Raw genomic sequence first — 25,761 nt, 5'->3', positions numbered from 1 at the left:
GTGTTACGGCGCGCGCTTGCGCCTCAGGAAGCTCAGGTCGTCGCGAGTGAACGCGCCGAGGACGAAGGTGGCGATGCCATAGACGAGCGCACCTGCGACAACCAGCACCGTCATCGCTCCGCCGCGGACCAGCCAGGTGCCATGCGTGAAGGGGGTGAGATAGCCCTGCAGCAGCCACAGGATTCCGCCCATCGCCAACGCGGCGAGCGCGAGCCGCCAGGCACGGCGGCGCAAGCGATGGTCGGGCTCGAAATGGCCGCGCTTGCGAAGCGTCCAGTAAAGCATGGCGACGTTGACCGTCGAAGCGATCGCGGTGGCGAGCGGCGGACCCATATGCCTGAGCGGCACGATCAGCGCGAGATTGCACGCCAGATTCACCGCCATCGAGACCATCGCGTAGCGCACCGGCGTCCGCGTGTCCTGCCGCGCGTAGAACCCCGGGGTGAGCACCTTGACGAGGATGTAGCTCGGCAGCCCGATCGAGAAGGCGGCGAGCGCCTGCGCGGTCGCGTGCGTATCCGCCGGCGTATATTTGCCGTAGCCGAACAACGCCGCCGCGATCGGCTCGCCGCACAGCACCAAGGCGACCGTGGCGGGCAGCGTCAGCAGCAGCGCGAGTTCCATGCCCCGGTTCTGCGTTTCCATCGCCGCCGCCTCGTCGCCCTGGCCGAGCTGGCGGGAGATCAGCGGCAGCAAGACCGTGCCGAGCCCGATGCCGATCAGGCCGAGCGGCAGCTGGTTGAGCCGGTCGGCCATGTAGATATAGGTCACCGAGCCGTGCGCGAGGAACGCGGCCGCCAAGGCGGTCGAGATGACGAGGTTGATCTGCACCGCGCCCGCGCCCGCCGCCGCCGGCCAGATCAGCGCCATCAGCTTCTTGACGTCGGCCGTCAATTGCGGCGGTCGGATTCGCAGGCGGACATTTTGCTGCCAGCAGGCCTGGACCAGCCAGACCAGCTGCAGCAGCCCCGATACGCTGACCGCGATCGCTTGGTTGCGTGCGGTCGCGAGCGGATCGTGCGTGTGGAAGAACAGCAACGCCGCGATCAGCGTCAGGTTGAGCAGGATCGGCGCGGCCGCATTGACCCAGAATTTGTGCAGCGAATTGAGGATCGAGCCGAGCAGCGACACCAGGCTGATCAGCATCAAATACGGGATCGTAAAGCGCGACAGCTGGACGGCGAAGGCGAATTGTTCGTGGCTGACGCCGTTGAACTTGCCCGACAGCGCCAACGTCACCGGCCACGCCAGCGCCTCGAGGATCAGCGTCATGACGAGGAGGATCGGCAACAAGACGGACAGCGCATCCTCGGCAAAGGCGACCCCGGCGGTCAGGCCGGGGCCGTCCTTGTCGGCGACCTTGCGGTTGAACATCGGGATGAACGCAGCCGAGAACGCGCCTTCGGCAAACAACGCGCGAAACATGTTGGGCAAGCGAAACGCCACGAGGAACGCGTCCGACGCGAAGCTCGCGCCGATATAGCGTGCGAACAAGGAATCGCGGACGAGGCCCAGGATTCGGCTGGCGAGCGTCAGCCCGCCGACCGATCCCAGTGCCTTGGTCAGGTTCATGGTGCGCCCGCCCCCCGGCCGCCGCGCGTCAGGCGTTGCCCGCCGCGCCCTCGGCCTCGGCCTGCTCGCGCGCCTGGAGCTGCTGCATGTAGAGCGCGGTGAAATCGATCGGGTCGAGCATCAGCGGCTGGAAACCGCCGTCGCGCACCGCATCGGCCAGCACGCGGCGAGCGAACGGGAACAGCAAGCGCGGCGCTTCGCCGAGCATGAACGGCTGGAGGTGCTCGTCGGGCACGTTGCGCACCCCGAACAGCCCGGCATAGACCAGTTCGACGATGAACGCCGTCTGCTCGTCGGTCTTCGAGCGCACCTCGATCTTGAGCGTGACTTCGTGGACTTCCTCGCCGACCTGGGTCGCGGCGATGCCGAACTCGACCTCGACCGCGGGCTGGTTCTGCGTCTGGAAGATCGCCGGGGCGTTCGGGCTCTCGAACGACAGATCCTTCACATATTGCGAGATCATCCCGATCGTCGGCAGATTGTCGGCGCCGTTGGCGAGCGTCGCGTCGGTGCCGGCACCGGCTTGGCCCGCATTGTCCTGATCGTCCATCTGGTCTGATATTCCCTGGCTGAATTGGTGAGAATCGCGTCCGCGCCACGGCCGGGCGGGCGAAGTCGGCCGCGCCTAGCAGGCGTGCTGCGCGAGTTCAACGTCGGGCCGATGGGGCCAACGTTTGAATAGTGCGTTTCTTGTGCCTATGTTGCACCCCGGTCAAGGTGGAGTTCCGGTGCTCGTTTATATCGTCATCCTCGCGATGGTCGCCCTGTTCATGGGCCTGCGACTCTATGCCGTTCTCGGCAAGCGGACCGGGCATGAGCAGGTTTTCCCCAAACCCGCCGACGCCACCGCGCCGCTGACGATTCCCCGCGTGGTCGAGCCCGCGACCGAACCCCGCGATCTGGGGCCGCAGGCGATCGAGGCGCGCGCGCAATCGGGGCTTCGCGCCTTGATCGCGGCCGAGCCGGGTTTCGATGTCGCGGGTTTCCTGGACGGCGCGCGGAGCGCCTATCGCATGATCCTCGAAGCGTTCTGGAAGGGCGACGAGGAAACGCTCGCCTGGCTGACCGAAGATCACGTTCGCGACGCCTTCGCCGAAGCGATCCGCGCGCGTGGCGAAGCGGGGCACGTGCTCGACAACCGGCTGGTCTCGATCGAGCGCTCGCTGATCGTCGACGCCGGCGTCACTGGCCGCGTGGCGCGAGTCTCGGTCGCATTCGACGCCGACATTGCCGGCGTCACGCGCGATGCCGACGGGACGGTCGTCGCCGGTTCGATGAGCGACGCGGTCACGACTCACGACGTCTGGACCTTCTCGCGCACGCTCAAGAGCGGCGATTCGGACTGGAAGCTCGCGGATACGGACGAAGCGTAGGCGGCGCCAAGGTTTAGCGCAGCTAAACCGCGAACAGCGCCACCTCGGCCGGCCTCGCGCGGGCGAGGTCCGACGACGCGGAATTTACTTCCGCGTCCGCCTTCCGCCGCCACCCGACCTTGTTTCAGGGCCTATGTCCCGTCATTAGCAATGGGCGTCATAGTTTCGTCGCACGGTGGATGCTGAAACGAGTTCAGCATGACGGGAGTGGGGTTGGGCGTGTCATACAAATCTCTAGTCCTCGGTGTAGCCATTGTCCTCTCCGCCTGCGGCGCGCGGATCGTCCCGCCGTCGGCGCCGGCGGCGAGGGCGCCGACGGCAAGAGTGCCCGCGCCGGTGCGCCAGCCCGTCGCCGCCACGCCATTGCCGCCAGTGACCAATCTCGGTGTGGTGACGGGCGGCGCCAACGCCGCCTCCGCCGGCCTCGCCGCAGGACCGTCGGTCGAGTCACTCGCGATCGATCCGGCCCGTGCCGCCGCCGCGCTCGCGGCGTTCCGGACGAGCTGCCGCGAGCTCATGCGCCGCAGCGACGCATCGGGGCTGACGCGCGGCACCGACTGGCAACCCGCCTGCGCCGCGGCGCAATCGGCGAGCGACCGCGACGCCGCGCGCTTCTTCGCCAGCAATTTCGAAACCGTCCAGGTCGGCGACGGCAAGGCGTTCGCGACCGGATATTACATCCCCGAGATCGAAGGCTCGCTCAGCCGCCGCAGCGGCTATGACGTGCCGATCTACGGCCGCCCGAGCGACCTGATCGACGTCGATCTCGGCAAATTTTCCGATGCGCTCAAGGGCAAGTCGATCCGCGGCCGAGTCGATGGCCGGACCCTCGTTCCCTATTACGACCGCACCCAGATCGAGAGCGGCGCGATGACCGCCGCGCCGATCATCGGCTGGGCGGCGGACCCGGTCGCGTTGTTTTTCCTCCAGGTCCAGGGATCGGGCATCCTGCGTCAGCCCGACGGCTCGACCGTGCGGATCGGCTATGACAGCCAGAACGGGCGCGAATATACCGGCATTGGCGCGTTGATGCGAACCCAGGGCCTGCTCCAGCCAGGCCACGCCTCGATGCAGGACATCGTTGCGTACCTTCGCGCCAATCCCGATCAAGGGCGCGAGATCATGCGCGCGAACAAGAGCTACGTGTTCTTCCGGCTGCTCGACGGCCCGCCGCTCGGCGCGATGGGGCTGCCGGTGATCGGCGGGGTCAGCGCGGCGACCGATCCCCGGTTCATCCCGCTGGGCGCGCCGGTCTTCCTGTCGATGGACCGCACCGATGCGACGGGGCTGTGGATCGCGCAGGACACCGGCGGCGCGATCAAGGGGGCCAATCGCGTCGACACCTTCTGGGGCGCAGGCGCCGACGCCGAAGCGATTGCGGGCGGCATGTCGGCGCACGGGACGGCGTTCGTGCTGGTGCCGATCGGCACGCTCGCGCGGTTGCAGGGAGGGGCGAGTGGGGCGACGCCTCAACCCTGACGAAGCGGCTTTGTGGGCGCGCGTGATGGCGACCGTGACGCCGTTGCCGGGCGCGAAGCCCGAAAAGCCCCTCCCCCTCGGGAGTTCGACGTCGGTTGAAACTGCCGGGGGCAGTTTCACCTCGAACTGGGTTGGGGTGGGGCAGTCAAAGGCGCCGCCCTCTGCGAGGCTCTCCCCCACCTCCATCCCAGCATCGGGTCGGTCGGGCTCCCAGCCCGACCTGAACCGCGCGGGGCGCGGTTCACCCGACGCTCCTCAAGGGGAGGGGCGAAAAAGGGATGCGAACACTACCCCCGGCACCACCCTCGATGCCGCCTGGGATCGCCGCCTCGCGCGCGGCTCGGTCGAGCCCGACGCGACGATCGACCTTCACGGCCACACCTTGACCTCCGCCTATCGCCTCTTGGACGACGCGCTCGACCGCGCGCGGTTACGCGGGGACCGAGTCATCCTGCTGGTCACCGGCAAGCCGCCGCGTCCCGACAGCGAGCGGCCGCACGCGCGCGGCGCGATCCGCGCGGCGGTGGGCGACTGGCTGCGGGCGTCGCGCCATGCCGGTGCGATCGCCGCGGTGCGCGGTGCGAGCCCGCGGCACGGCGGGTCGGGCGCGCTGTATATCGTCCTCCGGCGACCCCGCGCCGCACGGAAATCTTAACTCTTTCCGGGCAAATTCCGCCGCAGACGGGGGCCTTTCACGGCCGGGCGCGGGGACTTTTCTACGAACATGGAATCGGCATCACTCAAGGGCCGGGCGATTACCTTCGCCCTGTGCGCCGGCGTGGTGGTGTTCGTCCTGGCGGTGCTGGCGACATCGCACGGGGCGCTCAGCCTCGATAATCTCGAGCGGGCGCTGATCCCCGCGATCGTCTGCGCGGTGTTTTCCTGGGCCGCGGCCGAGCGTGCGATCGGCACCACGGCGGCCGCGCTCGACACCGCGATCGAACGCCTCGCCAAGGCGGCGCACGGCGATCTCGATAGCCCCGTCCCGGCCGAGATCGCGACCGTGGCCCCGCATCTGTCGCAAGCGATGGAGGGCCTGTTCCGGCAAGTCGCCACCAACCTCGACAGCGTCCACCGCCTGGCGATGTACGACCCGGTCACTTCGCTTCCCAACCGCACCCATTTCCGCCGCGCCGCCGAGCGCCAGCTTGCCGAAATGCCCGCCGGTACCGTCGCGGCGTTGCTGTTCATCGACCTCGACCGGTTCAAGGCGGTCAACGACACCAAGGGCCACGCGACCGGCGACATGCTACTCGGGATGGTCGCCAACCGGCTCCGCGCGGTCGCCGACGGCGTCTCGCTCGCGCCGGGTTCGGGCGTGCCGTTGATCGGGCGGCTGGCGGGCGACGAGTTCACGATGCTGTTTCCCAAGCTCGCCGATGCGCGCGAGGCGGCGCGGATCGGGCGCGGCGTGCTGTTCGCGCTGACCGAACCGTTCGACCTGGCCGGCACCGAGATCGAGATCGGCGCGTCGATCGGCATCGCGATGCGGCCCACGCACGGCACGACGCTGCACGACTTGATGCGCGCCGCCGATGCCGCGATGTACCATGCCAAGGCGAGCGGCCGGGGCCGCACCGAGCATTTCTCCGACGAGCTTGCAGCGCAGCTCGCCGACCGCGCGCAGCTCGAGGTCGATCTGCGCAGCGCAATCGAGCGCGGGCAGTTCGAATTGGTCTATCAGCCGCAAGTCTCGCTGCGCGACGGCCGCACCGTCGCGGCCGAAGCGCTGCTGCGCTGGCGCCACCCGACGCAGGGGATCAAGCTCCCCGCCAGCTTCCTCGAACGCGCCGAGGAGAGCGGGCTGATCGTCGAGATCGGCGAATGGGTGATCGCCGAGGTCGCGGGCACGCTGCGGCGCTGGGCCGTCGCGTCGATCGATCAGCGGCTGGCGATCAACGTCAGCCAGCGCCAGCTCGACCATGCCATGTTCTTCCGGCGGTTGCGCGAGGCGATGCATGCCGCGCAAGCCCCGGCGCGATTGCTCGAGCTCGAGATCACCGAAACGCTGGCGATGCATTGCAGCGACGACGTGATCGAGGCGATTTCCGCTTTGCGCGCCGACGGCGCGACGATCGCAATCGACGGGTACGGCACCGGCCATTCGAGCCTGTCGCGGCTTCGCGAGTTACCGATCGACCGGATCAAGCTCGACCACAGCCTGGTCGCGCAGATCACCGAAGATGGTGAGGCTCGCCAGATCGCGCAGTCGGTGGTCGGGCTGATCCACGGCCTTGGCTGCGAAGCGGTGGCGGAGGGGATCGAGCGCGCCGAGCAGGAGGACATGCTGCGCGTGATCGGCTGCGACGTCGTCCAGGGCTATGCCGTGGCCGCACCGATGGACGAGGCGGCGTTCATTGCCTGGTCGCGGGGTGGCGGCGGCCAATCGGCGGCGGTGCGAGTCTAATACCAGTTATCCCTCTCCCCTTGTGGGAGAGGGTTGCGCAGACTTGGGTCGCGCTCCTTCAGCGCGGCCCTAGTCGGAGCTGGGTGAGGGGTAAGCGGTCGCGCTTGCGGCCGCGCGGAGCTTTGCTCCGCTCACCCTCTCCAACCTGCGCTAGGCAGCAAGCTGCCAAGCTTCGCTATCCTCTCCCGTCAAGGGAGAGGAGAAAAGGATCAAGCTGCCAGCTTCCGCAGCACGTAATGCAGGATTCCCCCGTTGAGGAAATACTCGAGCTCGTTGACCGTATCGATTCGGCAGCGAGTCACGAACATCTCGGTCGAGCCGTCGGCGCGAGTCAGTTCGACCTCGACGTCCTGGCGCGGGCGGATCGCTGCGACGTTGCGGATCGTGAAGGTCTCGTCGCCGGTCAGCCCGAGCGTCTGGCGCGTGACGCCGTCGGCGAACTGCAGCGGGAGCACCCCCATCCCGACCAGGTTCGAGCGGTGGATTCGCTCGAAGCTCTCGGTGATGACGGCGCGGACGCCGAGCAAATTGGTGCCCTTCGCCGCCCAGTCGCGCGACGATCCGGTGCCGTATTCCTTGCCCGCGACGATCACCATCGGCACGCCGTCCGCCTTGAACTTCATCGCCGCGTCGTAGATCGGCATGACCTGGCCGTCATAGCGCGACATCCCGCCCTCGATGCCGGGGACCATCTCATTCTTGATGCGGATGTTGGCAAAGGTGCCGCGCATCATCACGTCGTGGTTGCCGCGGCGCGCGCCATAGCTGTTGAAGTCGCTGCGGCTGACCTGATGCTCCTGCAGGAAGGTGCCGGCGGGCGAATCCGCCTTGATGCTGCCGGCCGGGCTGATGTGGTCGGTGGTGATCGAATCGCCGAGGATCGCCAGCGGCCGCGCGGCGACGATGTCCTCGACCGGCGCCGGGGTCATGCTCATCCCGTCGAAATAAGGCGGGTTGGCGATGTAGGTCGACCCGGCGCGCCAGGTGTAGGTGTCCGACCCGAGCACGTCGATCGCGCGCCATTTGTCGTCGCCGGCATAGACGTTGCCGTAGCGGCTTTCGAACATGCCGCTGTCGATGTTCGCCGCCATCGTCTCGGCGACTTCGCGGTTCGTCGGCCAGATGTCGCGGAGATACACGTCCGCGCCGTCCGAGCCTCGCCCGATCGGGGTTTCGACCATGTCCTCGGTCACCGTGCCCTTGAGTGCGTAGGCGACCACCAGCGGCGGGGAGGCGAGGAAGTTGGCGCGAACGTCGGGCGACACGCGGCCTTCGAAGTTGCGGTTGCCCGACAGCACACTTGCGGCGACGAGGTCGCTCTCGTTGATCGCGGCTGAGATCTCGGGCGCGAGCGGGCCCGAATTGCCGATGCACGTCGTGCAGCCATAGCCGACCAGGTTGAACCCGATCGCGTCCAAGTCCGCGGTCAGCCCGGCCTTGGTCAGGTAATCGGTGACCACCTGCGACCCCGGCGCCAGCGAAGTCTTGACCCACGGCTTGGGGCTCAAGCCCTTCTCGCGCGCCTTCCTTGCCACCAGCCCGGCGGCGACCAGCACGCTGGGGTTCGAGGTGTTGGTACAGCTGGTGATCGCCGCGATCACCACGTCGCCGTCGCCGATATCGTGGGCGCGGCCCTCGACCGCGATGCGGGTCGGGCGCTCCTTGTAATAGAGCTTCGAGAGGTCGCCGTTGAACACCTCGTCGACCTTGTTGAGGCTGACGCGGTCCTGCGGGCGCTTGGGCCCGGCCAGGCTCGCCACCACTTCGCCCATGTCGAGCTCGAGCGTGTCGGTGAACACCGGGTCAGGCGAATCCGCCGCGCGCCACAGCCCCTGCGCCTTGGCGTACGCTTCGGTCAGCGCGATCGTCTCCGCCGGGCGCCCGGTCAGCCGCATGTAATCGAGCGTCGCGCCGTCGACCGGGAAGAAGCCGCAGGTCGCGCCATATTCGGGCGCCATGTTGGCGATCGTCGCGCGGTCCGCCAGCGTCATCGAATCGAGCCCCGGCCCGTAAAACTCGACGAACCGCCCGACCACGCCCTTCTGCCGCAGCATCTGAGTCACCGTCAGCACCAGGTCGGTCGCGGTAATGCCTTCGTTGAGCGCGCCCGTCAGCTTGAACCCGACCACTTCGGGGATCAGCATCGAAACCGGCTGCCCCAGCATCGCGGCTTCCGCCTCGATCCCGCCGACGCCCCAGCCGAGCACGCCCAGCCCGTTGATCATCGTCGTATGGCTGTCGGTCCCGACCAGCGTATCGGGATAGGCGATCATCCGCCCGTCCGCGATCTTCGTCCCGTCGGCATTGGCCTGCACCGAAGACCACACCGCCTGGCCGATATACTCCAGGTTGACCTGGTGGCAGATCCCCGTCCCCGGCGGCACCACCTGAAAATTGTCGAGCGCCTTCGACCCCCATTTGAGGAACTCGTACCGCTCGAAATTGCGCGCATATTCGAGGTCGACATTGTCCGCGAACGCCCGCGGCGTGCCGAACTCGTCGACCATCACGCTATGGTCGATGACGAGGTGGACCGGGACCAAAGGATTGATCCGCGCGGCATCCCCGCCCAGCCGAGTGATCGCGTCGCGCATCGCCGCCAGGTCGACCACGCACGGCACCCCGGTGAAATCCTGCATCAGCACGCGCGCCGGGCGATACTGGATCTCGCGGTCGGGGGCGTGGGGGTTGGCCTGCCAGTCGATCACCGCCTGGATGTCGTCGGGAGTGACGGTCACGCCATCCTCGAACCGCAGCAGGTTTTCGAGCAGCACCTTCATCGAAAACGGCAGTCGCGACACGTCGCCCATCTTCGCCGCCGCCTTGGCCAGGCTGAAATAATCGTACGCCTTGCCCCCCACGGTGAGCGTGTCTCGCGTTTCGAGCGAATCGTGGCCGATGGCGGTCATGCGGGTCCTTCCCTGGATGTGCGGCCAGTCGCGAGGCGCTGGCCGCGGAGGCGAGGGCGCGGGGCATGCCGCCGGCCCCTCGCGCGGACGCGCCCGGACGGGCGAATGCGAGAGTCGGACGGGCCTTAAGGCTCAAACCCGACACTGGCAACGCCCGCAAGGAGCGCCCAAATCACCGTCCTATTCCGACAGTTCGAGCAACTTCGCGCGGAGCCCCGGCCAATCGTCGAAATGCCAGCTTTCGGGCCGCTCGAGCCCGATGATCGGATCGGCCCGCGTGCTCATCCGGCGCCACGGAACATCGCCGCCATTGACGTACCGGAACACCGCAACCGCCGGGTGGAGCGGATCGCGCTCGGTCTCGTCGAGCACCACGCCGAGCAGGTTGCTCCGCATCCGCACCAGCGCCCCCGGCGGAAACGCGCCGACGATGCGCACGAAGGATCGCACGACTCGCTCGTCGAATTCGCCCGCCCCCGCGCGAAGGCGCTCGATCGCCTGGCTCGACGACCATCTCGCGATGCCCGGCGGCGGGGCGGTCATCTTGTCGTAGAAATTGCACACCGCCGCCATCCGCGCGTGGATGCTGAGCGCGTCGCCCGACAGGCCGTCGGGATAGCCCGCGCCGTCGGGCCGCTCGTGATGGTGGCGAACGACGTCGAGGACGAGCTCGGGCATCGCCGGCACCTCGCGCAGGATCTCATCGCCGCGATGCGGGTGCTCGCGCAATTCGGCCGCTTGCTCGGGCGATCGCGCCGCAGCCTCGTTGAGCAACCCCGACGGGATCGCCGACTTGCCGATGTCGTGCAGCAGCCCGGCCAGACCGGCATCGCGGATCTGATCGGCGGGCAGCTCGAGCTCCTGCGCCACCGCCACCATCCAGCCGCACACCGCGACCGAATGCATGTAGGTATATTCGTGCAGGTTGCGCAGCCGCGTGATGCTGGGCAAGGCGAGCGGGTCGCGCACCAGCGACGCCGTCACCGCATCGACGATTTCCACCAGCTCAATGGTCTTCAGCGGCTCGCCCGCGCGCGCCGCCGCCATCGCGGCGGCGACGGCTTCGGACCCGGCGCTGACGACGGCCTGGGCGCGGCCCTTTTCTTCGCGGTGCGTGCCGGGGCGGCTTCGCAAATGAAGCTCCCGGGCCTTGCCGAACGCGGGGCGCTGCGGTGCCGCGGTGCGGCCGGGACTGCTCGGCCCACGCCAATCGCCGGGGACCAGCCCGTTATTTCCGTCCGACATTGTCTGATCCCCCCGAGGTCCGCGAATGCGGCCAGCTACGCGTCGTAAGCGCTAATTGACGCAAATCAATTGGGAATTTCGGACAATCCGCTGTGCCGATCGAAATTTATTTTGCGCAGTTCGGGCCGGCGCGGGACCATCTCGCGCGGACGCGCCCGGACGGGCGAATGCGAGAGTTGGATGGGCCGATAGCAGGGGGAGGGGGAGGGGGTGGTGGTGGGTTGACCGGCGGCCTAATTTCCAGAACAATTTGGAAAAGAGGGGGGACGAATGAGACCGCCAGTACTTTCGTGGCCAGAGTCCGACAAGGCGCAAAGCGTTCTTTTCATTGCGCAGCTGATGCGTGAACTAGTCCGCCGAAATACATTCGAGAGTTTTCGCGTTCCCGCTCTCGATTGCGCATCGCGATTAGTCGAGTTGGGGCGGCTTTGCGATGATGTAATCGGAGGAAAAATTCCAGCCGTTGCTATTGAATCTGCAATTGTCGAATTCTCGGAATACCTGCACAAGGACCCAATTCTCTTCGAACTTTACCCTAATGAGATAAAGATATTTCAGAAGACCTTTGCTAAGCAGAAGATAAATGAACGAGAGGTTCACGATCTCCGCCGATTCTTGATAGGGCTGTCTCCAAAGATATCCGTCCTAGACCGCTCGGTTATAGAAGACAAAATTATAGAAGTTTATGGCGATAAGAAAAACCGAATCGCGTTAGACGAGCTAGTCACGATATATTGTTCCGTTCTCATAAATCACGGCTATTCACGGTCGTTTATTGGGTATACTGTATTCAAACGGTTTTTCTCAGAACAGGTACATAAAATAGAAAAGAGAACACTAAAGCGATTCTTTAGTCAGTTTAATGATAAAAAGCACGCATACGAAGTTATAACCCCAATATCCGATTCTTTAGCGGCCATTATCGAAGTTTCTCATCCATTCGGCCGTGTGCGAAGTATCGAGGATTTGCCAGACCACGCGAGAGAAAGCATAATTCAGCACGCCGGATATTCCGACGAGCATAAATACCTTGTTTATAAAACTGAAGCATTAGATCAATTTAATGCCATCCATTTGGTTGGGATGTTGTTATCAACTATAGCTTCGTCCACTATATTGGCTAGACGAGGAGCGGATCTTAAATGGTATAAACATTCTTACGTCAAGCTATACCGCGCGACCGCCGGTCGGATATATCTCCATGAGACGCCTCTATTACAGCGAAAGGTGCCGCGCGTCACGAAAAGCGTGGCAAGAGACATGGGGGCTTATACTAGGAAAATATTTCGCAACTTTGAGAGAAGTTCTACTCTGCGGTTAATGAACGCGCTGAACATGGCAGCGCTGTCAGGCACCTCGGCAAACCCGGAAAATCAAATAACGTCTTTGTGGTCGTCGGTGGAAGCTTTGTTAAGCGAGCCTCCGGCTGGAACCGCACGGATATCTCATTATGTAGAACAGGTTATACCCTTGATTTGTTTCAGGTATCAGCAGAGGTATGCTAAAGCAATTTTCGATGAGCTGGTGTTTAGTTATAGAAAAAGAATGAACAAATTTTTCAAAGATAATAATTTCGTCAAGGCAAGTCCATTTGATAACTTTATCGACCTTATGTTTATACCAGATAACAAACAGTATCACCAAGAATGGTGCAATCTATTTTCTAACAATCCCTTGGCTTTGTATCGCTTATGGCGGCTACACAAAAAATTCGGATTGCCTGCTGATTATCAGAAATCGCTGGCTGAGCACGAAAATCGGGTACGATGGCAATTACATCGGATTTATAGAGTTAGGAACCTGATTTCCCATAGCGGTAACGTACCCACATATATCTTGCCGCTAGTAATGAACGCCTATGAATACCTAAGTAGTGCGATAAACACCCTATTGGACGGACGTGCGGAGGGTGGAGAAGCTACCATCGATGGTGTGGTGGCTACGATCAACCTAGACTATCTAGTAGTTAGAGATCGTTTGCTAAATCTGCAAGAATTTAGCGCCGATGATATGCAATCGTTTTATCTTTAGCCATACGCGATATCAGGTAAGCGCCGCAGCTGCCCATGAGGTTCCGCCCCCGTCGTAGCTTAGGAGCCGCAATTTAGTTCCGGTAATGGGGCATCGCGCATTTTCATTTTCCTACACGCATGTGGATGAGATAACTGCCTCGCTCCTTCCACCCAGGGGAGCACCACCATGCCGCGCACCACTCGCGCCTACACCCAATGGACCGCCGATACCGAGATCGCCTTCGTCATGGCGCTGCGCTTTCACGGCCATGTCGGGCGCGCGCTGGCGGAGGTCGGGCGGACCGAATCGCCCGCTTATGACCGCCGCCGCCGCTCGCCGGAATTCGCCGCCAGATGGGACGATGCGCTCGACCAGTGGCGACGCGCCAATGCGGAGGCGCGGCGCGCGGCCAAGGGCCTGGATGCGGCGGACGTGCCCGCCGTGGTCGGGCATCACGACGGCTGGACCGCGATCCGGCGGCGCGCGTTCCTGCGGCTGATCGGCGAGGGCGAGAGCGTGACTGCGGCGTGCGAAACGCTCGGCCTGTCGTTCCCCGGCGCCTATCACTTGCGCGACCGCGACCCCGCCTTCGCCGCCGCATGGGACCGCGCGAAAGGGCAATCGACCGGCGTGCTCCAGCAGATCGCGGTCGAGCGCGCGGTCGACGGAGTCGAGGAACAGGTCTGGCACGCCGGCAAGGTGGTCGGCACGCGGCGGCGCTATTCGGAAGTGCTGCTGCGGACGCTGGTCACGCGCGACGCCGCGGTGCCGCGCAAGGACCGCACCAAGAAGGAACTGGTCGCGGCAGCGCACGCCGCGGCGAAGCTTGCCGGGGGATCGTTCGTGCCGAAGCAAGTGCGCACCAGCGAAGAGGTGTTCGCAAGCATCGCCGCCAAGCTCGACCGCGTGGCCGCGCACAACCTGCGCAAAGAAGCGGTGCGCGCGGAACGCTGGCTGGCGGAGGGGAAGATTCCCTGACGCGGCGGCCGCAGGATTTGGCGGCGCCAAATCCCGGCTCCAGCCGCGTCCGGACGGCGGCGCTACGGGCGCCGACCGACGGCGCGAATTCACTTCGCGCCGCTGACGCGCCACTCGAAATCCTCCCCGTTCACGGGGAGGGGGACCATGCGAAGCATGGTGGAGGGGGCGGGCCGCCGGCGGTGCGCTCGTGGAGGCCCCCCTCCGTCGCGCTACGCGCGCCACCTCCCCGTGAACGGGGAGGTGGCGCGCCCTCTAAATCCTCCCCGGGACGGGGAGGGGGACCATCCGCAGGATGGTGGAGGGGGCGGGCCGCACACGCGCCGCTCGTGGAGAACCCCCTCCGTCGCCTTCGGCGCCACCTCCCCGTGAACGGGGAGGATTTAAAAGAGGGTGGTCACCCCGTAGAACAACGCCCCCACCGCGGCGCTGGCGGGGATCGTGATCACCCACGCCACGACCACGTTCTGCGCCACCCCCCACCGCACCGCGCTCGCGCGGCGCGCGGTGCCGGCGCCGATCACGCAGCCGGTGATGGTGTGCGTGGTCGATACCGGAATGCCGAACAGGCTGGCGGTGAACAGCATCACCGTGCCGCCCGCCGACGCGCTGAACCCCTGGTGCTGCGATAGCTTGGTGATCCGGCTGCCCATCGTCTCGATGATCTTCCACCCGCCGGTCAGCGTGCCGACGCCCATCGCGGTGTAGCAGCTGAGCGCGACCCAGTGCGGCACCGCAAACTTGCCGGTCAGATGGCCCGTGGAGAACAGCAGCACGGTGATGATCCCCATCGTCTTTTGCGCGTCGTTGAGGCCGTGGCTGAGCGACAGCGTGCCCGCCGAGATCAGATGGAGGATTCGGAGACGGCGCTCGGCGGCGTGGTTGCGGGTGCGCGCGAACATCCAGCTCGTTGCGAGCATGATCGCCATCGACAGGAACATGCCGAGCACCGGCGACAGCACGATCGCGACCAAGGTCTTGTTGAGCCCGGTCCACTGGATCCCGCCGATCCCGGCATGCGCGACGCCGGCGCCGATGATCCCGCCGACCAGCGCGTGGCTCGACGACGACGGAATGCCTTTCAGCCAGGTGACGACGTTCCAGAACATCGCGCCGACCAGCGCCCCGAACACCACGCCGGGGGTGATCAAATTCTTCTCGATCAGCCCCTGGCCGATCGTCTGGGCGACCGCGTGCAGGCTCGGGATGGCGAGCGTCAGGAAATAGGCGGCGAAGTTGAACACCGCGGCGAACATCACTGCATGGACCGGCTTGAGCAATCGCGTCGCGACGACGGTGGCGATCGAATTGGCGGCGTCGTGCAGGCCGTTGAGGAAATCGAATGCCAGCGCGGTGACGATCAGCCCGATCAGCAGCGGGAGCGCGAGGTCGTGCATCGTCGGGCGGTCCTAGCGAGCGCGATCAGGAATGGTCGATGACGATGCCGTCGATCTCGTTCGCGACGTCCTCGAACGCGTCGACGATCCGCTCGAGATGCTTGAACACCTCGCGCGCGACGATGAAGCGCAGCGTGTCGCTGGCGCCGTACTGGTTGTACGCGCGCTTGAGCCCGACGCGGTGGATCTCGTCGGCATGGCTTTCCATCCGCACGATGCGCTCGGTCAGCTCGTGGAGCCGCACGCCGTTGCGCGCGACGTCGCGGAGCAGCGGCATCGCCTCGGCGGTGAGCCGCGCGGCGTCGACGATGATCCCGGCCATGTCCTTCATTTCCTGGGCGAAATCGCGCACCTCATAGAGGTCCATCGCCTGCACCGCGGCTTGCATCTCGTCGACCGTGTCGTCCATCGACCCGATCAACGCGGTGATCGTTCCGCGGTCGAACGGGGTGAGGAAGGTCTCGCGCACGGTCTTGAGCACCTGGCGGATGATCTCGTCGGCATCGTGCTCGCGCTCGATCACCTCGCGGATATGGTCGGCGCGCGACTCGCCCCCGTCCTGCACCAGCCGCGCCATCGCATCCGCCGCGCCGACGATCGTCACCGCATGCGCCTCGAACATCTCGAAGAAATTGCCCGTCTTGGGCAACAGGCGCTGAAACCAGGCGAACATGGGACTGATCCTCGATTGTGTAGCGGCGATCACGCCGGTGCGCCGCGTCGCGGCCTTGAATTCGGCGGCGCCGAACGATCGGATGAGGTCGGCGAGGTCAGGCTCCTCGACCATGCCGGCGGCTTGGGTGAGCGAAACCCAACGGCGCTCGCGCTCGCCCTGCTCCTTCCAATTGGCCAGTTCCTGGTTGACCGCGAGCGGGAACACATCGACGTCGACCATCAGCGACGCCCCGTTGCTCTTACGCTTGCGATAGCGATAGCTGCCGAGCGGAGTGGGGCAGACGAGACCGCGGACCCCAGCTTCCTCGTCGGCTTCCAACGCAGCGGCGGCGTGGGCCGAAAATCCCGACGGATGATTGCCCTTGGGGATGACCCAGCGCTTGTTCTCGCGGCTGGTGATCAGCAGCACGCGCACCGCCGAATCGATTGCTGGCCCGTCGGTGCGATACGGCAAGGCGGCGATCTGACGAATCGAAGGGTACCCCGGCGCAGGCATGGCGGCTTCCCTAGCAGCCCGCGGCGCGCTGTGCGATCTATTGCGCGATTGTGACACTCCGATGAAAGCGCGCCGATGCAGTGGATGGTGACCCTGTCGATTTTGCTGTCCGCGACCTTGGCGATGCCCGCGACCGCCCAAACCGTGTCCCCGGTACCGACGATCGCGACTCCTCCGCCGCCGCCACCGCCGCCGTGCCGCCGCGTCGGCGACGATCCCGCGATTCGGATCGACCCCGACGCGTTGGCGCGGATGGCGCAGATCGGGCTCGACCGCGCGGGCGTCTTTGAACGGATGCACGAGACCTCGATTCCGGAGACCACCGGATGCTGGGCCGATCCGGTGGGCAATTTCGACAGTCAGTTGATCTCGGTCGGGATGGCGCAGTGGAATTTCGGGACCGGCAGCCTTCAGCCGGTGCTCGCGGCGTGGCGGAGCCAGTTCCGCCACAAGCGCGATTTCAAGTGGGCGCGCGATGCGCTCGCGCCGACCTATGGCAAGTTGCTGTTCTCGAAGCCGTGTCTCGCAGTCCCCGTCGCCGACACGTGCCGCGCCGCGATCCTCGCCGCCGAGGACGACAAGGGCAAGCTCAACGCGGTCCTCGCCGCCGAACTTATCGCGTTGTTCGAAGGCGACGCGATGCTCCAGGTCCAGACCGACACCTATATCGCACTGCTCGACAAGGTGCGGCTCGATCTGCTGCGTGTGTTCGCGGGCGAGCCGATCACCGCGCGCAAGGTGCGCTGGGCGATCGACGTGCGAGTCCAGCAAGGCTTCCTTCCCCCCGACGAGGACGTCGCGCGGCTGCGCGCTAAGCTCGCGGTGCTGCCGGGCGCCGAACGCGCACCGAAGCTTCAGGCGATCGTCGACTGGTATGGTGCGCTGGCGCGGACGATCGACGAGGACGGCATCGCGCGCGACTGGCGATGGAATGTCGCGCAATGGACCTGCCTGATCGACGCGGGCCAAGTCGACGACGAGCAATACGAGCTGATGAGCCTGACCTTCCTGCGCAGCCGAGCCGCGATCGGCAATTCCGGGCGCTGGCAAGCATTGGCGTTCGAACGGCGAGCGAAGATCGTGCTCGGCCTGGGCAGCGTCAGTGGGGTGCGCGATGGGGTCTGCGCCGCGCCGGCGGCCTCATAATAACGTCACAAGAATTCGCGGAGCGCGTCCCACGCGGGCTGCTTCGCCGCGAGCCCTACCGTGTGGAGCGGGCTCGACGAGGGTAGGGCGATCAGCGGCAATGCGGTTCCGACAAGCCGGCGCGTGCCGATGCGATGCGCGGTGCCGCCGTTGAACGCGATCGCGCGCAGATCGGGAAGGGTGGCAACGAGCGCGGCGAGGTCGTTGGCGGCAAGATCGCGAATCGCGGCATCCCTGCTCCCGCTGCGCGACGCCGAAGCGACGACGTCCCACAGCCCGACATTCGCCGCGCGCAACGCGGCGAGACGCGCGTCATAGTCGAGCGTCGCCAGGTCGGCCCCGACCACCGGCGACAGCAATCGCCAGAACTGGTTTTGCGGGTGCGCATAATAACGCCGCGCGGCGAGGCTTCGCTCGCCGGGCAGGCTGCCGCAGATCAGCAGGCGCGTTTGCGCGTCGACAACAGGCGCGAACGAGCGTTTGCGATCAGGGACGGGGACGGGAGGCAATCTTGACGTCCGTCATGGCGAAATCATCCCCTTTGAAGAAGAGCGGCGCGTCCTCGGCCTTGGCCAGCGCGTAGCCGAACAGTCGCCGAAATTGAGCTTAACGACGTCGTTCAGGATTCGCTGGCGCTCCTCTATGGCGCTCGGCGTCTGGCTGCGTTCGCGGCGAAGGGCTTTTAAGCGTTCGCGCATCGCCTCGGTGACGGCAGGCGTGAGGGTCTCGCCGCTCTCGGCCGCGAGTTCCTCGGCAAGGCGCCGGGCTTCTTCGCTCTTGATGTTCAGCTGCACGCCCATCGTTCTACCTTTCGCTGACCGCTTTCCACCATATGCCAAGTTGGCAAGCAAATGTTGAGCCGGGCCGGAGTGGCGCTATGGTGGCGCGACAAGCGGGCGGGAGGGATCGATGCGGCGACTATTCTTGGCGGGAACGAGCCTGTTGGTGCTGGCCGCGTGCGGCGGCAGCCAGGATGCGGTGGGCGCCAATTCGCCCGACTCGATCACCACGACCGCGGTCGGCAACGTCGTCGCCACGGTCCCGAGCCCGACGCCGACTCCGGACGACGCCATTTCAAGCGGCGACAACATGGCCGCCGCGGACGCCACGATGAGCAACGACTCGGTCGCCGGCAACGCCATGTAGCGCGAGCGGCGCTTTCCCAATGCCAAGCCACGCTTCCTTGCCCCGCAGCGCGGCGCGCGCCATGAGGCGGCGATGACCGCTCTTCCCGGCACGCTCGCGCTCATCGGCAACACGCCGCTCGTCCGGTTGCAGGGGCCGAGCGAGGCGGCGGGCGCCGAGATCTTCGGCAAGTGCGAGTTCGTCAATCCAGGCGCCAGCGTGAAGGACCGCGCCGCGCTGTCCATCGTAGAGGATGCCGAAGCGCGCGGCCTGCTCAAGCCCGGCGGTACGATCGTCGAAGGGACCGCGGGCAATACCGGGATCGGCCTCGCGCTGGTCGCCAATGCCAAAGGCTACAAGTCGATCATCGTCATGCCCGAGACGCAAAGCCGCGAGAAGATGGACACGCTGCGCGCGCTCGGTGCCGAGCTCGTGCTGGTGGCCGCGGCGCCCTATTCGAACCCGTGTCATTTCGTACATACCAGCCGCCGCATCGCCGAGGAGACCGAGAATGCAGTGTGGGCGAACCAGTTCGACAACATCGCCAATCGTCGGGCGCATATTCAGGGCACCGCCGAGGAAATCTGGGAGCAGATGGACGGACGGATCGACGGCTTCACCTGTTCGGTCGGGACGGGGGGCACGCTGGCCGGGGTCGGGCTGGGGTTGAAGGCCAAGGACGAGACGGTGTGCATCGCGCTGACCGATCCGTACGGCGCCGCGCTCTACGAATATTATGCGTGCGGCGAATTGCGTTCCGAAGGATCGTCGGTCGCCGAGGGGATAGGACAGGGCCGAGTGACCGCCAATCTCGAAGGGGCCCCCATCGACACGCAGTTCCGCGTATCCGATGCGGAGGGGTACGAATGGGTGCGGCGGCTGCTCGACGAGGAAGGGCTTTGCCTGGGCCTGTCGTCGGGGATCAACGTCGCCGGCGCGATCCGGCTGGCGCGGCAATTGGGGACGGGGAGTCGAGTCGCGACGATCCTGTGCGACACCGGATTCCGTTATCTCTCGACGCTGTACAACCCGGTCTGGCTGGCCGAAAAAGGCCTGGTTTCCGGCTGATGCGATCGGCCGGCCCGGTCCTAAGGTCGACAAGCCGAGTCCGCAGTGTTACATAAACGACACAAATGAAAACGACGGTTCGCGATTCCATCCAGACGACGCAGCGAGTGAAAGTGGGGCTGATCGGCCTCGCCACCGTGGTGCTGCTCATCGGTCTGGCCGCGACGATCTTCGCGATTGTCAGCCGCGAAAAACCCGGCACTGCGGCGGGCGCGCCCAAGGCCGACGTTGCCGCCAACCTCACGCTGTCGAACACGCCCGTACCGAGCGATGCCGCCACCAGCGAGCCGCTCGCCGAACTCGGCGTGGCACCTGCGGCTACGCCGACCGCTGCGCCTGCTCATAGGTGAATCGTTTGGCGCTGGCTTGGGCAGATCATGGGAAAATGCCCCACCGCAGCCCGTCATCGGCGGAAAACCGCGGCTTTGGGCCCCGATCACGCGCTAGCGCTTACATCAGCAGGAATTTAGCCGAAGATAATTCCGGTTGTTTCGGAGCTACTTAGGCAAACGGCTTCTTCGTAGGCCCATAGTTACCCAAAGATTACCATTGTGTCCCATGCCGTCCCTTGATACGGAATGGGCAGCAAGAGGGGCGTTTTTACCCGGTCGAATCAGGATCGCGTTGGCGACGGCGAGGGCCGTTCCAGCGCCGGGGAAGACGTGCGTGTTTTGGGGTCAGGGTACGCGGCGTGACTGGACGTGGCATCTATACGGGAACGGCGCTCCAGCTTGTCGATGACAAGAGCCGGGTCTCGATACCCGCCAAATTCCGCGACGCGATCATCGCCAATAGTGACCCCGAAACGCTGAAGGGCGGCGCCTCCGTCCGCATCAACGTGCATCATAAATATCAATGCCTTGTCGGCTACGACCAAGCCCGTTTCGAGGAAGAGATTGCGCGCGCCACCGCGACCTCGCTCGATCGCCTCGACGAGAATGGCGACCCCGACGACAGCCAGTTGCGGCGCCTCTCCGGCGGCGGCGAGACGATCGGGTTCGATTCTACCGGCCGCTGCGTGCTGGTCGGCTGGCACAAAAGAAAGGCCAACATCACCAAGCACGCCTTCTTCTACGGATCGATTCATTATTTCGAAATCTGGGACCCCGAAACGCTGTTGGCCGACCCTCACGCGCCGGAAGTGATGAAGGACGCGTGCCGCGGCGCGCTCGAAGAAAAGGGCCTGTTGTGAGCACGCCCGCCCCGCACACCCCCGTGCTCCTTGATGCGGTGATCGACGCGCTCCTCCCCACCCCGGGCGAGCGCCATGTCGACGCCACCTTCGGCGCCGGCGGCTATACGCGAGCAATCCTTGCCGCCGGCGCCACCGTCTATGCGTTCGATCGCGACCCCGACGCGATCGCCGGCGGTCAGCCTCTCGCCGCCGCGAACGATCATTTGACGCTGATCGAGGCCCCTTTCTCGGCGATGCAAAGCGAACTCGATTCGCGAGACGCCGTGCCGGTCGACGGCGTGGTGATGGATATCGGCGTGTCGTCGATGCAACTCGACCAGGCCGAGCGGGGCTTCTCGTTTCAGGGCGACGGCCCACTCGACATGCGGATGAGCCAGGCGGGCGAGAGCGCGGCGGACTTCCTCAACACCGCCCCTGAGGAAGCGATTGCCGACGTCATCTATCGATATGGCGACGAGCCCAAGAGCCGCCGCATCGCGCGCGCGATCGTCGCGGCGCGGCCGCTGACGACCACCGGCCAATTCGCAAACGTCGTGCGCAAGGCGCTCGGCCATAAGCCGCACGACAAGAAGGATCCGGCGACCCGGACGTTCCAGGCGGTGCGAATCCACATCAATCGCGAGCTGGGCGAGCTGTCCGATGGCCTCGCTGCCGCCGAACGCGTTCTCAAGCCCGGCGGCCGGCTCGCGGTGGTGACCTTCCACAGCCTCGAGGACCGGCTGGTCAAGCGCTTCTTCCGTGAGCGCAGCGGATCGACCCCGGCAGGGTCGCGGCATCTGCCGCCGAGTGCGGCGAGCGAAAAGCCCAGTTTTGAAGATGTCGGCCGCGCAGTGCGCGCCGGCGACGAAGAGATCGCGGCGAACCCCCGCGCGCGGTCGGCAACGTTGCGGGTGGCCCGGCGTACCTCGGCCGCCCCCTGGTCTGGAGAAAAGTGATGGTAGTGGTCAGTCGCTTTCGCTGGTTCGGCTGGTTCGTGCTCTGCGTGGGTGTGATCCTCGGTTGCTATCTGATGTCGTCGCGAGTTGCCGCCGAGCGCAACAGGTTGAGCGACGTCGAGCGCTCGATCGCCTCGACCGAACGCGACATCCGGGCGCTCGAGACCGAGTTCGACACGCGCGCCAATCTCGCGCAGCTGCAACGCTGGAACGGCGACACGTTGAAGCTCTCGGCGCCGACCGCCGCGCAATATGTCCGCGACGATGCGCAGCTCGCCAGCCTCGAGTTCGGCGGCTCGCCGCAGGTCCAGACCGCCGCCGCGGTGATCCCGAGCGCGCCGCTCGCGACCGCGAAGCTTGAGACGACTCGGGCGGCGGCCACCGACTCGCTGCCCAAGGCCAAGCCGGCCAAGGCTATCCCCGCGGTCGAGACCGCAATGGCGAGCAAGCCAAGGCTCCAGCCGGCGTCGGCCAGCGCAACGGCCAAGCCGCGCGCGCAGATGGCGATGCTCGATCGCCGAATCATGGGTGGTTCGTCGCTCGGCGACCTGATGCGCCGCGTCGGCGTCGAGGACGGCCGCTGATGACGCTGACGCTCGCACGGCCGCTGTCGCCGCGCCAGACCGACGATCGCGGGCTGCACCGCGCAACCGCGCAGAAGCGGTTGATGATCATGATGCTGCTTTACGGCTTTGCCGTCGGCATCGTGCTGACCAAGCTGACCTTCTTCGCGGTGTTCGCGGGACCGGCCTCCGCCACCACGGTGGCCGGACGCGCCGCTCGCGGCGACATCGTCGACCGCAACGGCGCGCCGCTCGCGCGCACGATCGATGCCTGGGCGATCGGCGTCCACCCCGACGAAATCCTCGGCGACAAGCGCGACATCGCGCAGCGCCTCGCCGGCATTCTCGGGCTCGACGAGGCCAGGATCTACGGTCAGCTTACCGCCAAGAACTTCGCCTATATCGAACGCGACGCCTCGGCCTCGCTGGTGACCGAGGTCAACGCGATCGGCGAGCCGGCGCTGGTGTTTGAACGCGAGCCGCAGCGGCTCTATCCGCAATCCGAACTCGCGGCCCCGGTGCTCGGCTTCCTCGACATGGGCGGGCGCGGCGCGTCGGGAATGGAGCGCGCGCTCGACCGCAAGCTGACCGACCCCGCCACCAACGGCCAGCCGATCGCGCTGTCGATCGACGTCCGCGCGCAATCGGCGCTCGAGAACGAGCTCGGCCAGCAAGTCACCGCGCTCAACGCTAAGGGCGGCGCCGGCGTGGTGCTCGACGTTCGCACCGGCGAGATCATGGCGCTGGCCTCATTCCCGACCTTCAACCCCAACAATCCAGGCATGGCGCCGAAGCCGCAGGTTGATTCGAGCGGCAAGACGTTGCCGGGGCCGTTCTACAATCGAGTGACGACCGCGGCGTACGAATTGGGATCGACCTTCAAGCCGATCACCGTCGCGGCGGCGATCGACAGCGGCACGGTCACGTCGATGGCGAAGCGATTCGATGCGACCGTCCCGTTGGCGATCGACCGCTTTCTGATTCACGACGATCGTGGCGACGAGCAGAAGCGCTGGCTCAATATTCCCGAAACGCTGATCTATTCGTCCAACATTGCGACGGCGCGGATCGCCGACGAACTGGGCGGCGACAAGCTGGCACACATGTTCCGTCTGATGGGCTTCGACCAGCCGATGCCGTTCGAACTGCCGGCGCGCGGGCGGACTCAGTTCCCGCAAAAGTTCAGCCGCATCACCACGATGACCTCGGCCTATGGACACGGGGTCGCGGTTACCCCGCTTCACCTCGCGGCCGCTTACGCCGCTCTGGTAAATGGCGGCGTCTGGCACCCGGCGACGCTGATGAAGGTCCAGCCCGGCCAGGCGGCTCCCGGCCGCCGCGTGATCAGCCAGGCAACCAGCGACCGGATGCGCCAGCTGCTTCGCCTTGTCGTGCTGCAGGGAACCGGCAAGAAGGCCGATGCCGCCGGCTTCCGCGTCGGCGGCAAGACTGGCACCGCCGAAGTCGCGACCGGCGGCGGCTATTCGAAGAAAGCCAACGTATCGACGTTCGCGGCGGCTTTCCCGATGGACGCACCGCGCTATGTGGTGATCGTGATGCTCGACTCGCCCAACGGTGCCGTTAACACCGCGGCTTATACCGCCGCGCCTGTGGTCAACCGCTTCATCCTCCGCGCCGGACCGATGCTCGGCGTGATGCCCGACGCAACTCGCGATATCGACGTCAACGACTTGCTGCCGCTGATCTGGCACCACCCCGGCGAGAAGCCGCAGACGATCGCGGATCCCGAATGAAGCTCGGCGGGCTGGTGGCGGGCGGGGGCGACGCCAGCGTCACCGGCTTCGCGATCGACCACAGGAAAGTTGCGCCCGGCACGGTCTTCGGCGCGTTCGAAGGGGCCCAGGTCAACGGCGAGGATTACATTCCCGCCGCGGTCGCAGGCGGCGCGATCGCGATCGTCGCGCGGCCGGGAGCGAGCGTCGCAGGCGCGCTCCACATCCCCGACGCCAATCCCCGCCAGCGATTCGCGCAACTCGCCGCTGCGTTCTTCTCCCCGTTCCCGGAGACATGCGTCGCGGTTACCGGCACCAATGGCAAGACCTCGACCGTCGAGATGACTCGACAATTGTGGCGGATGGCCGGGCACCATGCTGCCTCGATCGGCACGCTCGGCGTCACCACCTCCGACGACAGCGTGTCGACCGGGCTGACCACGCCCGATGTCGTCACGTTCCTGTCGAATGTCGCTGGACTGGCGCGCGAGGGGGTCACCCATGTCGCGTTCGAGGCGTCGAGCCACGGTCTGTCGCAATATCGCACCGAGGGGCTCCGGGTGGCTGCGGCAGCGTTCACCAACCTCAGCCGCGATCACCTCGACTATCACGGCGACATGGCGGCGTACCTGACCGCCAAGCTGCGGCTATTCTCCGAAGTGCTCGCAGATGAGGGCACCGCGGTGGTGTGGGCCGATGATCGGCGCGCGGCGCGGGTGATCGATCTCGCCCATGCCCGGCGGCAGTCGCTGGTGACGGTGGGCGAGAATGGCGGCACGCTGCGGCTGGTGAGCCGCGACCCGACCTTGCTTGGGCAGGGGCTGGTGATCGAAGCCGAGGGCAGTGAGCACAAGGTGACTCTGCCGCTGATCGGTGCGTACCAGGCGGCGAACGCGCTGGTCGCGGCTGGGCTGGTGATCGCGACCGGCGGGGATGTCGCGCAGACGATCCAGAATTTGGCCAGGCTGCAGCCGGTGCGCGGGCGGCTCGAGCGCGCAGTGATCAATCGCGCCGGCGCTCCGGTCTATGTTGATTACGCGCATACGCCGGATGCGCTCGAAGCCGCTATTGCCGCGCTCAAGCCGCATACTGCTGGGCGGTTGATCGTGGTATTCGGTGCCGGCGGCGACCGCGACGAGGGCAAGCGCGAGTTGATGGGCGAAATCGCCGAGCGCCAGGCCGACATGGTGATCGTGACCGACGACAATCCGAGAAGCGAAGACCCGGCGGCGATCCGCGCTGAAGTGCTCAAGCGCGCACCGCACGCGACTGAAATCGGCGACCGGAGGCGCGCGATCGGCGAGGCAGTGGCGGTTGCCCGACCCGAGGACATCGTGCTGATCGCCGGCAAGGGTCATGAGCAGGGGCAGATCGTCGGGGATCTGGTGTTGCCGTTCGACGACGTCAGCGTCGCGCGCGAGGCGGCGGCGACATGATGGGGACGGCAAACGA

23 protein-coding genes are annotated in these 25,761 nt (G+C 65.8%); 15 read left to right on the top strand and 8 right to left on the bottom strand.

Translation table 11 applies throughout. From position 1 onward, the window contains the following. Positions 1-3 precede the first annotated feature (3 nt). Both murJ and secB read right to left on the bottom strand, forming a co-directional pair. Positions 4-1,572, bottom strand: a complete 1,569-nt coding sequence (gene murJ / locus VH326_RS15220) for a murein biosynthesis integral membrane protein MurJ (RefSeq protein ID WP_329632691.1) — start codon at positions 1,570-1,572, stop codon at positions 4-6. Positions 1,573-1,600: 28 nt separating this feature from the next. Further along, the gene (secB, locus tag VH326_RS15215) at positions 1,601-2,122 is read right to left on the bottom strand and encodes a protein-export chaperone SecB (protein ID WP_329632690.1); all 522 of its coding nucleotides are present in this window, start codon (positions 2,120-2,122) and stop codon (positions 1,601-1,603) included. A gap of 148 nt (positions 2,123-2,270) precedes the next feature. Here secB and VH326_RS15210 point away from each other — a divergent pair, with 148 nt between their 5' ends. From VH326_RS15210 to VH326_RS15195, 4 genes are all read left to right on the top strand, one after another. Beyond that, positions 2,271-2,945 (top strand): Tim44/TimA family putative adaptor protein, encoded by a 675-nt coding sequence (locus VH326_RS15210; protein WP_414714288.1) that lies wholly within the window; start codon positions 2,271-2,273, stop codon positions 2,943-2,945. A gap of 198 nt (positions 2,946-3,143) precedes the next feature. Continuing rightward, positions 3,144-4,424: a murein transglycosylase A gene (locus VH326_RS15205; protein ID WP_329632688.1), complete on the top strand. Its 1,281-nt coding sequence runs from the start codon at positions 3,144-3,146 to the stop codon at positions 4,422-4,424. After that, entirely contained in the window at positions 4,402-5,079 is a 678-nt protein-coding gene (locus VH326_RS15200; RefSeq protein ID WP_329632687.1) for a Smr/MutS family protein, read from the top strand. The genes VH326_RS15205 and VH326_RS15200 overlap by 23 nt, the downstream gene beginning before the upstream one ends. Before the next feature lie 69 nt (positions 5,080-5,148). Further along, positions 5,149-6,831 carry a putative bifunctional diguanylate cyclase/phosphodiesterase gene (locus VH326_RS15195; protein WP_329632686.1) on the top strand — a complete coding sequence of 561 codons (1,683 nt, stop codon included), beginning with the start codon at positions 5,149-5,151 and terminating at the stop codon, positions 6,829-6,831. Positions 6,832-7,040: 209 nt separating this feature from the next. Here the strand turns inward: VH326_RS15195 and acnA are convergent, their stop codons facing one another. Next, positions 7,041-9,740 (bottom strand): aconitate hydratase AcnA, encoded by a 2,700-nt coding sequence (acnA, locus tag VH326_RS15190; RefSeq protein ID WP_329632685.1) that lies wholly within the window; start codon positions 9,738-9,740, stop codon positions 7,041-7,043. A 180-nt stretch (positions 9,741-9,920) separates the two neighbouring features. Continuing rightward, positions 9,921-10,985: an HD-GYP domain-containing protein gene (locus tag VH326_RS15185; protein WP_329632684.1), complete on the bottom strand. Its 1,065-nt coding sequence runs from the start codon at positions 10,983-10,985 to the stop codon at positions 9,921-9,923. A 339-nt stretch (positions 10,986-11,324) separates the two neighbouring features. Here VH326_RS15185 and VH326_RS15180 point away from each other — a divergent pair, with 339 nt between their 5' ends. Together VH326_RS15180 and VH326_RS15175 are read left to right on the top strand one after the other, a co-directional pair. After that, positions 11,325-13,016 (top strand): hypothetical protein, encoded by a 1,692-nt coding sequence (locus VH326_RS15180; protein ID WP_329632683.1) that lies wholly within the window; start codon positions 11,325-11,327, stop codon positions 13,014-13,016. A 168-nt stretch (positions 13,017-13,184) separates the two neighbouring features. Next, positions 13,185-13,976 carry a hypothetical protein gene (locus VH326_RS15175; protein ID WP_329632682.1) on the top strand — a complete coding sequence of 264 codons (792 nt, stop codon included), beginning with the start codon at positions 13,185-13,187 and terminating at the stop codon, positions 13,974-13,976. A 383-nt stretch (positions 13,977-14,359) separates the two neighbouring features. On the opposite strand, the gene VH326_RS15170 is transcribed toward VH326_RS15175, so the two are convergent. Then, complete coding sequence (locus tag VH326_RS15170; protein WP_329632681.1) at positions 14,360-15,373, bottom strand: inorganic phosphate transporter; 1,014 nt, start codon at positions 15,371-15,373, stop codon at positions 14,360-14,362. A gap of 25 nt (positions 15,374-15,398) precedes the next feature. Then, complete coding sequence (locus VH326_RS15165; RefSeq protein WP_329632680.1) at positions 15,399-16,544, bottom strand: DUF47 family protein; 1,146 nt, start codon at positions 16,542-16,544, stop codon at positions 15,399-15,401. Positions 16,545-16,619: 75 nt separating this feature from the next. Between VH326_RS15165 and VH326_RS15160 the strand changes: the two genes are divergently transcribed. Further along, the gene (locus VH326_RS15160) at positions 16,620-17,690 is read left to right on the top strand and encodes a hypothetical protein (RefSeq protein ID WP_329632679.1); all 1,071 of its coding nucleotides are present in this window, start codon (positions 16,620-16,622) and stop codon (positions 17,688-17,690) included. Between the two features lie 5 nt (positions 17,691-17,695). Here the strand turns inward: VH326_RS15160 and VH326_RS15155 are convergent, their stop codons facing one another. Together VH326_RS15155 and VH326_RS15150 are read right to left on the bottom strand one after the other, a co-directional pair. Next, positions 17,696-18,199, bottom strand: a complete 504-nt coding sequence (locus VH326_RS15155) for a DNA-deoxyinosine glycosylase (protein WP_329632678.1) — start codon at positions 18,197-18,199, stop codon at positions 17,696-17,698. A 12-nt stretch (positions 18,200-18,211) separates the two neighbouring features. Next, positions 18,212-18,490: a type II toxin-antitoxin system VapB family antitoxin gene (locus VH326_RS15150; RefSeq protein WP_329632677.1), complete on the bottom strand. Its 279-nt coding sequence runs from the start codon at positions 18,488-18,490 to the stop codon at positions 18,212-18,214. Between the two features lie 109 nt (positions 18,491-18,599). Between VH326_RS15150 and VH326_RS15145 the strand changes: the two genes are divergently transcribed. The 8 genes from VH326_RS15145 (at position 18,600) to VH326_RS15110 (ending at position 25,745) form a co-directional block, all read left to right on the top strand. Further along, complete coding sequence (locus tag VH326_RS15145; protein ID WP_329632676.1) at positions 18,600-18,836, top strand: hypothetical protein; 237 nt, start codon at positions 18,600-18,602, stop codon at positions 18,834-18,836. A 72-nt stretch (positions 18,837-18,908) separates the two neighbouring features. Next, positions 18,909-19,883, top strand: coding sequence for a cysteine synthase A (locus VH326_RS15140; protein ID WP_329632675.1), 975 nt, complete (start codon positions 18,909-18,911; stop codon positions 19,881-19,883). A gap of 65 nt (positions 19,884-19,948) precedes the next feature. Beyond that, the gene (locus VH326_RS15135; protein ID WP_329632674.1) at positions 19,949-20,233 is read left to right on the top strand and encodes a hypothetical protein; all 285 of its coding nucleotides are present in this window, start codon (positions 19,949-19,951) and stop codon (positions 20,231-20,233) included. Positions 20,234-20,574: 341 nt separating this feature from the next. Beyond that, positions 20,575-21,075 carry a hypothetical protein gene (locus tag VH326_RS15130; protein WP_329632673.1) on the top strand — a complete coding sequence of 167 codons (501 nt, stop codon included), beginning with the start codon at positions 20,575-20,577 and terminating at the stop codon, positions 21,073-21,075. Next, entirely contained in the window at positions 21,072-22,013 is a 942-nt protein-coding gene (rsmH, locus tag VH326_RS15125) for a 16S rRNA (cytosine(1402)-N(4))-methyltransferase RsmH (protein ID WP_329632672.1), read from the top strand. Before VH326_RS15130 ends, rsmH begins: the two co-directional genes overlap by 4 nt. Beyond that, a complete protein-coding gene (locus VH326_RS15120) occupies positions 22,013-22,597 on the top strand; it encodes a hypothetical protein (RefSeq protein ID WP_329632671.1) in 585 nt (194 codons plus the stop codon). Before rsmH ends, VH326_RS15120 begins: the two co-directional genes overlap by 1 nt. Then, positions 22,597-24,330, top strand: coding sequence for a penicillin-binding protein 2 (locus VH326_RS15115; protein WP_329632670.1), 1,734 nt, complete (start codon positions 22,597-22,599; stop codon positions 24,328-24,330). Before VH326_RS15120 ends, VH326_RS15115 begins: the two co-directional genes overlap by 1 nt. Beyond that, positions 24,327-25,745, top strand: a complete 1,419-nt coding sequence (locus VH326_RS15110; RefSeq protein WP_329632669.1) for a UDP-N-acetylmuramoyl-L-alanyl-D-glutamate--2,6-diaminopimelate ligase — start codon at positions 24,327-24,329, stop codon at positions 25,743-25,745. Before VH326_RS15115 ends, VH326_RS15110 begins: the two co-directional genes overlap by 4 nt. The last annotated feature ends 16 nt before the right edge of the window (positions 25,746-25,761 follow it).

It is taken from the genome of Sphingomonas sp. (genome assembly GCF_036269755.1).
Classification (GTDB): Bacteria; Pseudomonadota; Alphaproteobacteria; order Sphingomonadales; family Sphingomonadaceae; genus Sphingomonas.
The sequence above is the reverse complement of the archived record's forward strand: the minus strand, read 5'-3'. Positions and strand labels throughout refer to the sequence as shown.

Excerpts from the sequence above, each read along its gene's own strand:
- VH326_RS15140 (WP_329632675.1), top strand. The coding sequence starts at position 18,909 with ATGACCGCTCTTCCCGGCACGCTCGCGCTCATCGGCAACACGCCGCTC.
- VH326_RS15185 (WP_329632684.1), bottom strand. The coding sequence starts at position 10,985 with ATGTCGGACGGAAATAACGGGCTGGTCCCCGGCGATTGGCGTGGGCCG.
- VH326_RS15160 (WP_329632679.1), top strand. The coding sequence starts at position 16,620 with ATGCAGTGGATGGTGACCCTGTCGATTTTGCTGTCCGCGACCTTGGCG.
- VH326_RS15115 (WP_329632670.1), top strand. The coding sequence starts at position 22,597 with ATGACGCTGACGCTCGCACGGCCGCTGTCGCCGCGCCAGACCGACGAT.
- VH326_RS15180 (WP_329632683.1), top strand. The coding sequence starts at position 11,325 with ATGCGTGAACTAGTCCGCCGAAATACATTCGAGAGTTTTCGCGTTCCC.
- VH326_RS15165 (WP_329632680.1), bottom strand. The coding sequence starts at position 16,544 with ATGCCTGCGCCGGGGTACCCTTCGATTCGTCAGATCGCCGCCTTGCCG.
- VH326_RS15135 (WP_329632674.1), top strand. The coding sequence starts at position 19,949 with ATGAAAACGACGGTTCGCGATTCCATCCAGACGACGCAGCGAGTGAAA.
- VH326_RS15195 (WP_329632686.1), top strand. The coding sequence starts at position 5,149 with ATGGAATCGGCATCACTCAAGGGCCGGGCGATTACCTTCGCCCTGTGC.
- VH326_RS15170 (WP_329632681.1), bottom strand. The coding sequence starts at position 15,373 with ATGCACGACCTCGCGCTCCCGCTGCTGATCGGGCTGATCGTCACCGCG.
- VH326_RS15145 (WP_329632676.1), top strand. The coding sequence starts at position 18,600 with ATGCGGCGACTATTCTTGGCGGGAACGAGCCTGTTGGTGCTGGCCGCG.
- murJ (WP_329632691.1), bottom strand. The coding sequence starts at position 1,572 with ATGAACCTGACCAAGGCACTGGGATCGGTCGGCGGGCTGACGCTCGCC.
- acnA (WP_329632685.1), bottom strand. The coding sequence starts at position 9,740 with ATGACCGCCATCGGCCACGATTCGCTCGAAACGCGAGACACGCTCACC.
- VH326_RS15175 (WP_329632682.1), top strand. The coding sequence starts at position 13,185 with ATGCCGCGCACCACTCGCGCCTACACCCAATGGACCGCCGATACCGAG.
- VH326_RS15110 (WP_329632669.1), top strand. The coding sequence starts at position 24,327 with ATGAAGCTCGGCGGGCTGGTGGCGGGCGGGGGCGACGCCAGCGTCACC.
- VH326_RS15120 (WP_329632671.1), top strand. The coding sequence starts at position 22,013 with ATGGTAGTGGTCAGTCGCTTTCGCTGGTTCGGCTGGTTCGTGCTCTGC.
- VH326_RS15205 (WP_329632688.1), top strand. The coding sequence starts at position 3,144 with ATGACGGGAGTGGGGTTGGGCGTGTCATACAAATCTCTAGTCCTCGGT.
- VH326_RS15210 (WP_414714288.1), top strand. The coding sequence starts at position 2,271 with ATGTTGCACCCCGGTCAAGGTGGAGTTCCGGTGCTCGTTTATATCGTC.
- VH326_RS15150 (WP_329632677.1), bottom strand. The coding sequence starts at position 18,490 with ATGGGCGTGCAGCTGAACATCAAGAGCGAAGAAGCCCGGCGCCTTGCC.
- secB (WP_329632690.1), bottom strand. The coding sequence starts at position 2,122 with ATGGACGATCAGGACAATGCGGGCCAAGCCGGTGCCGGCACCGACGCG.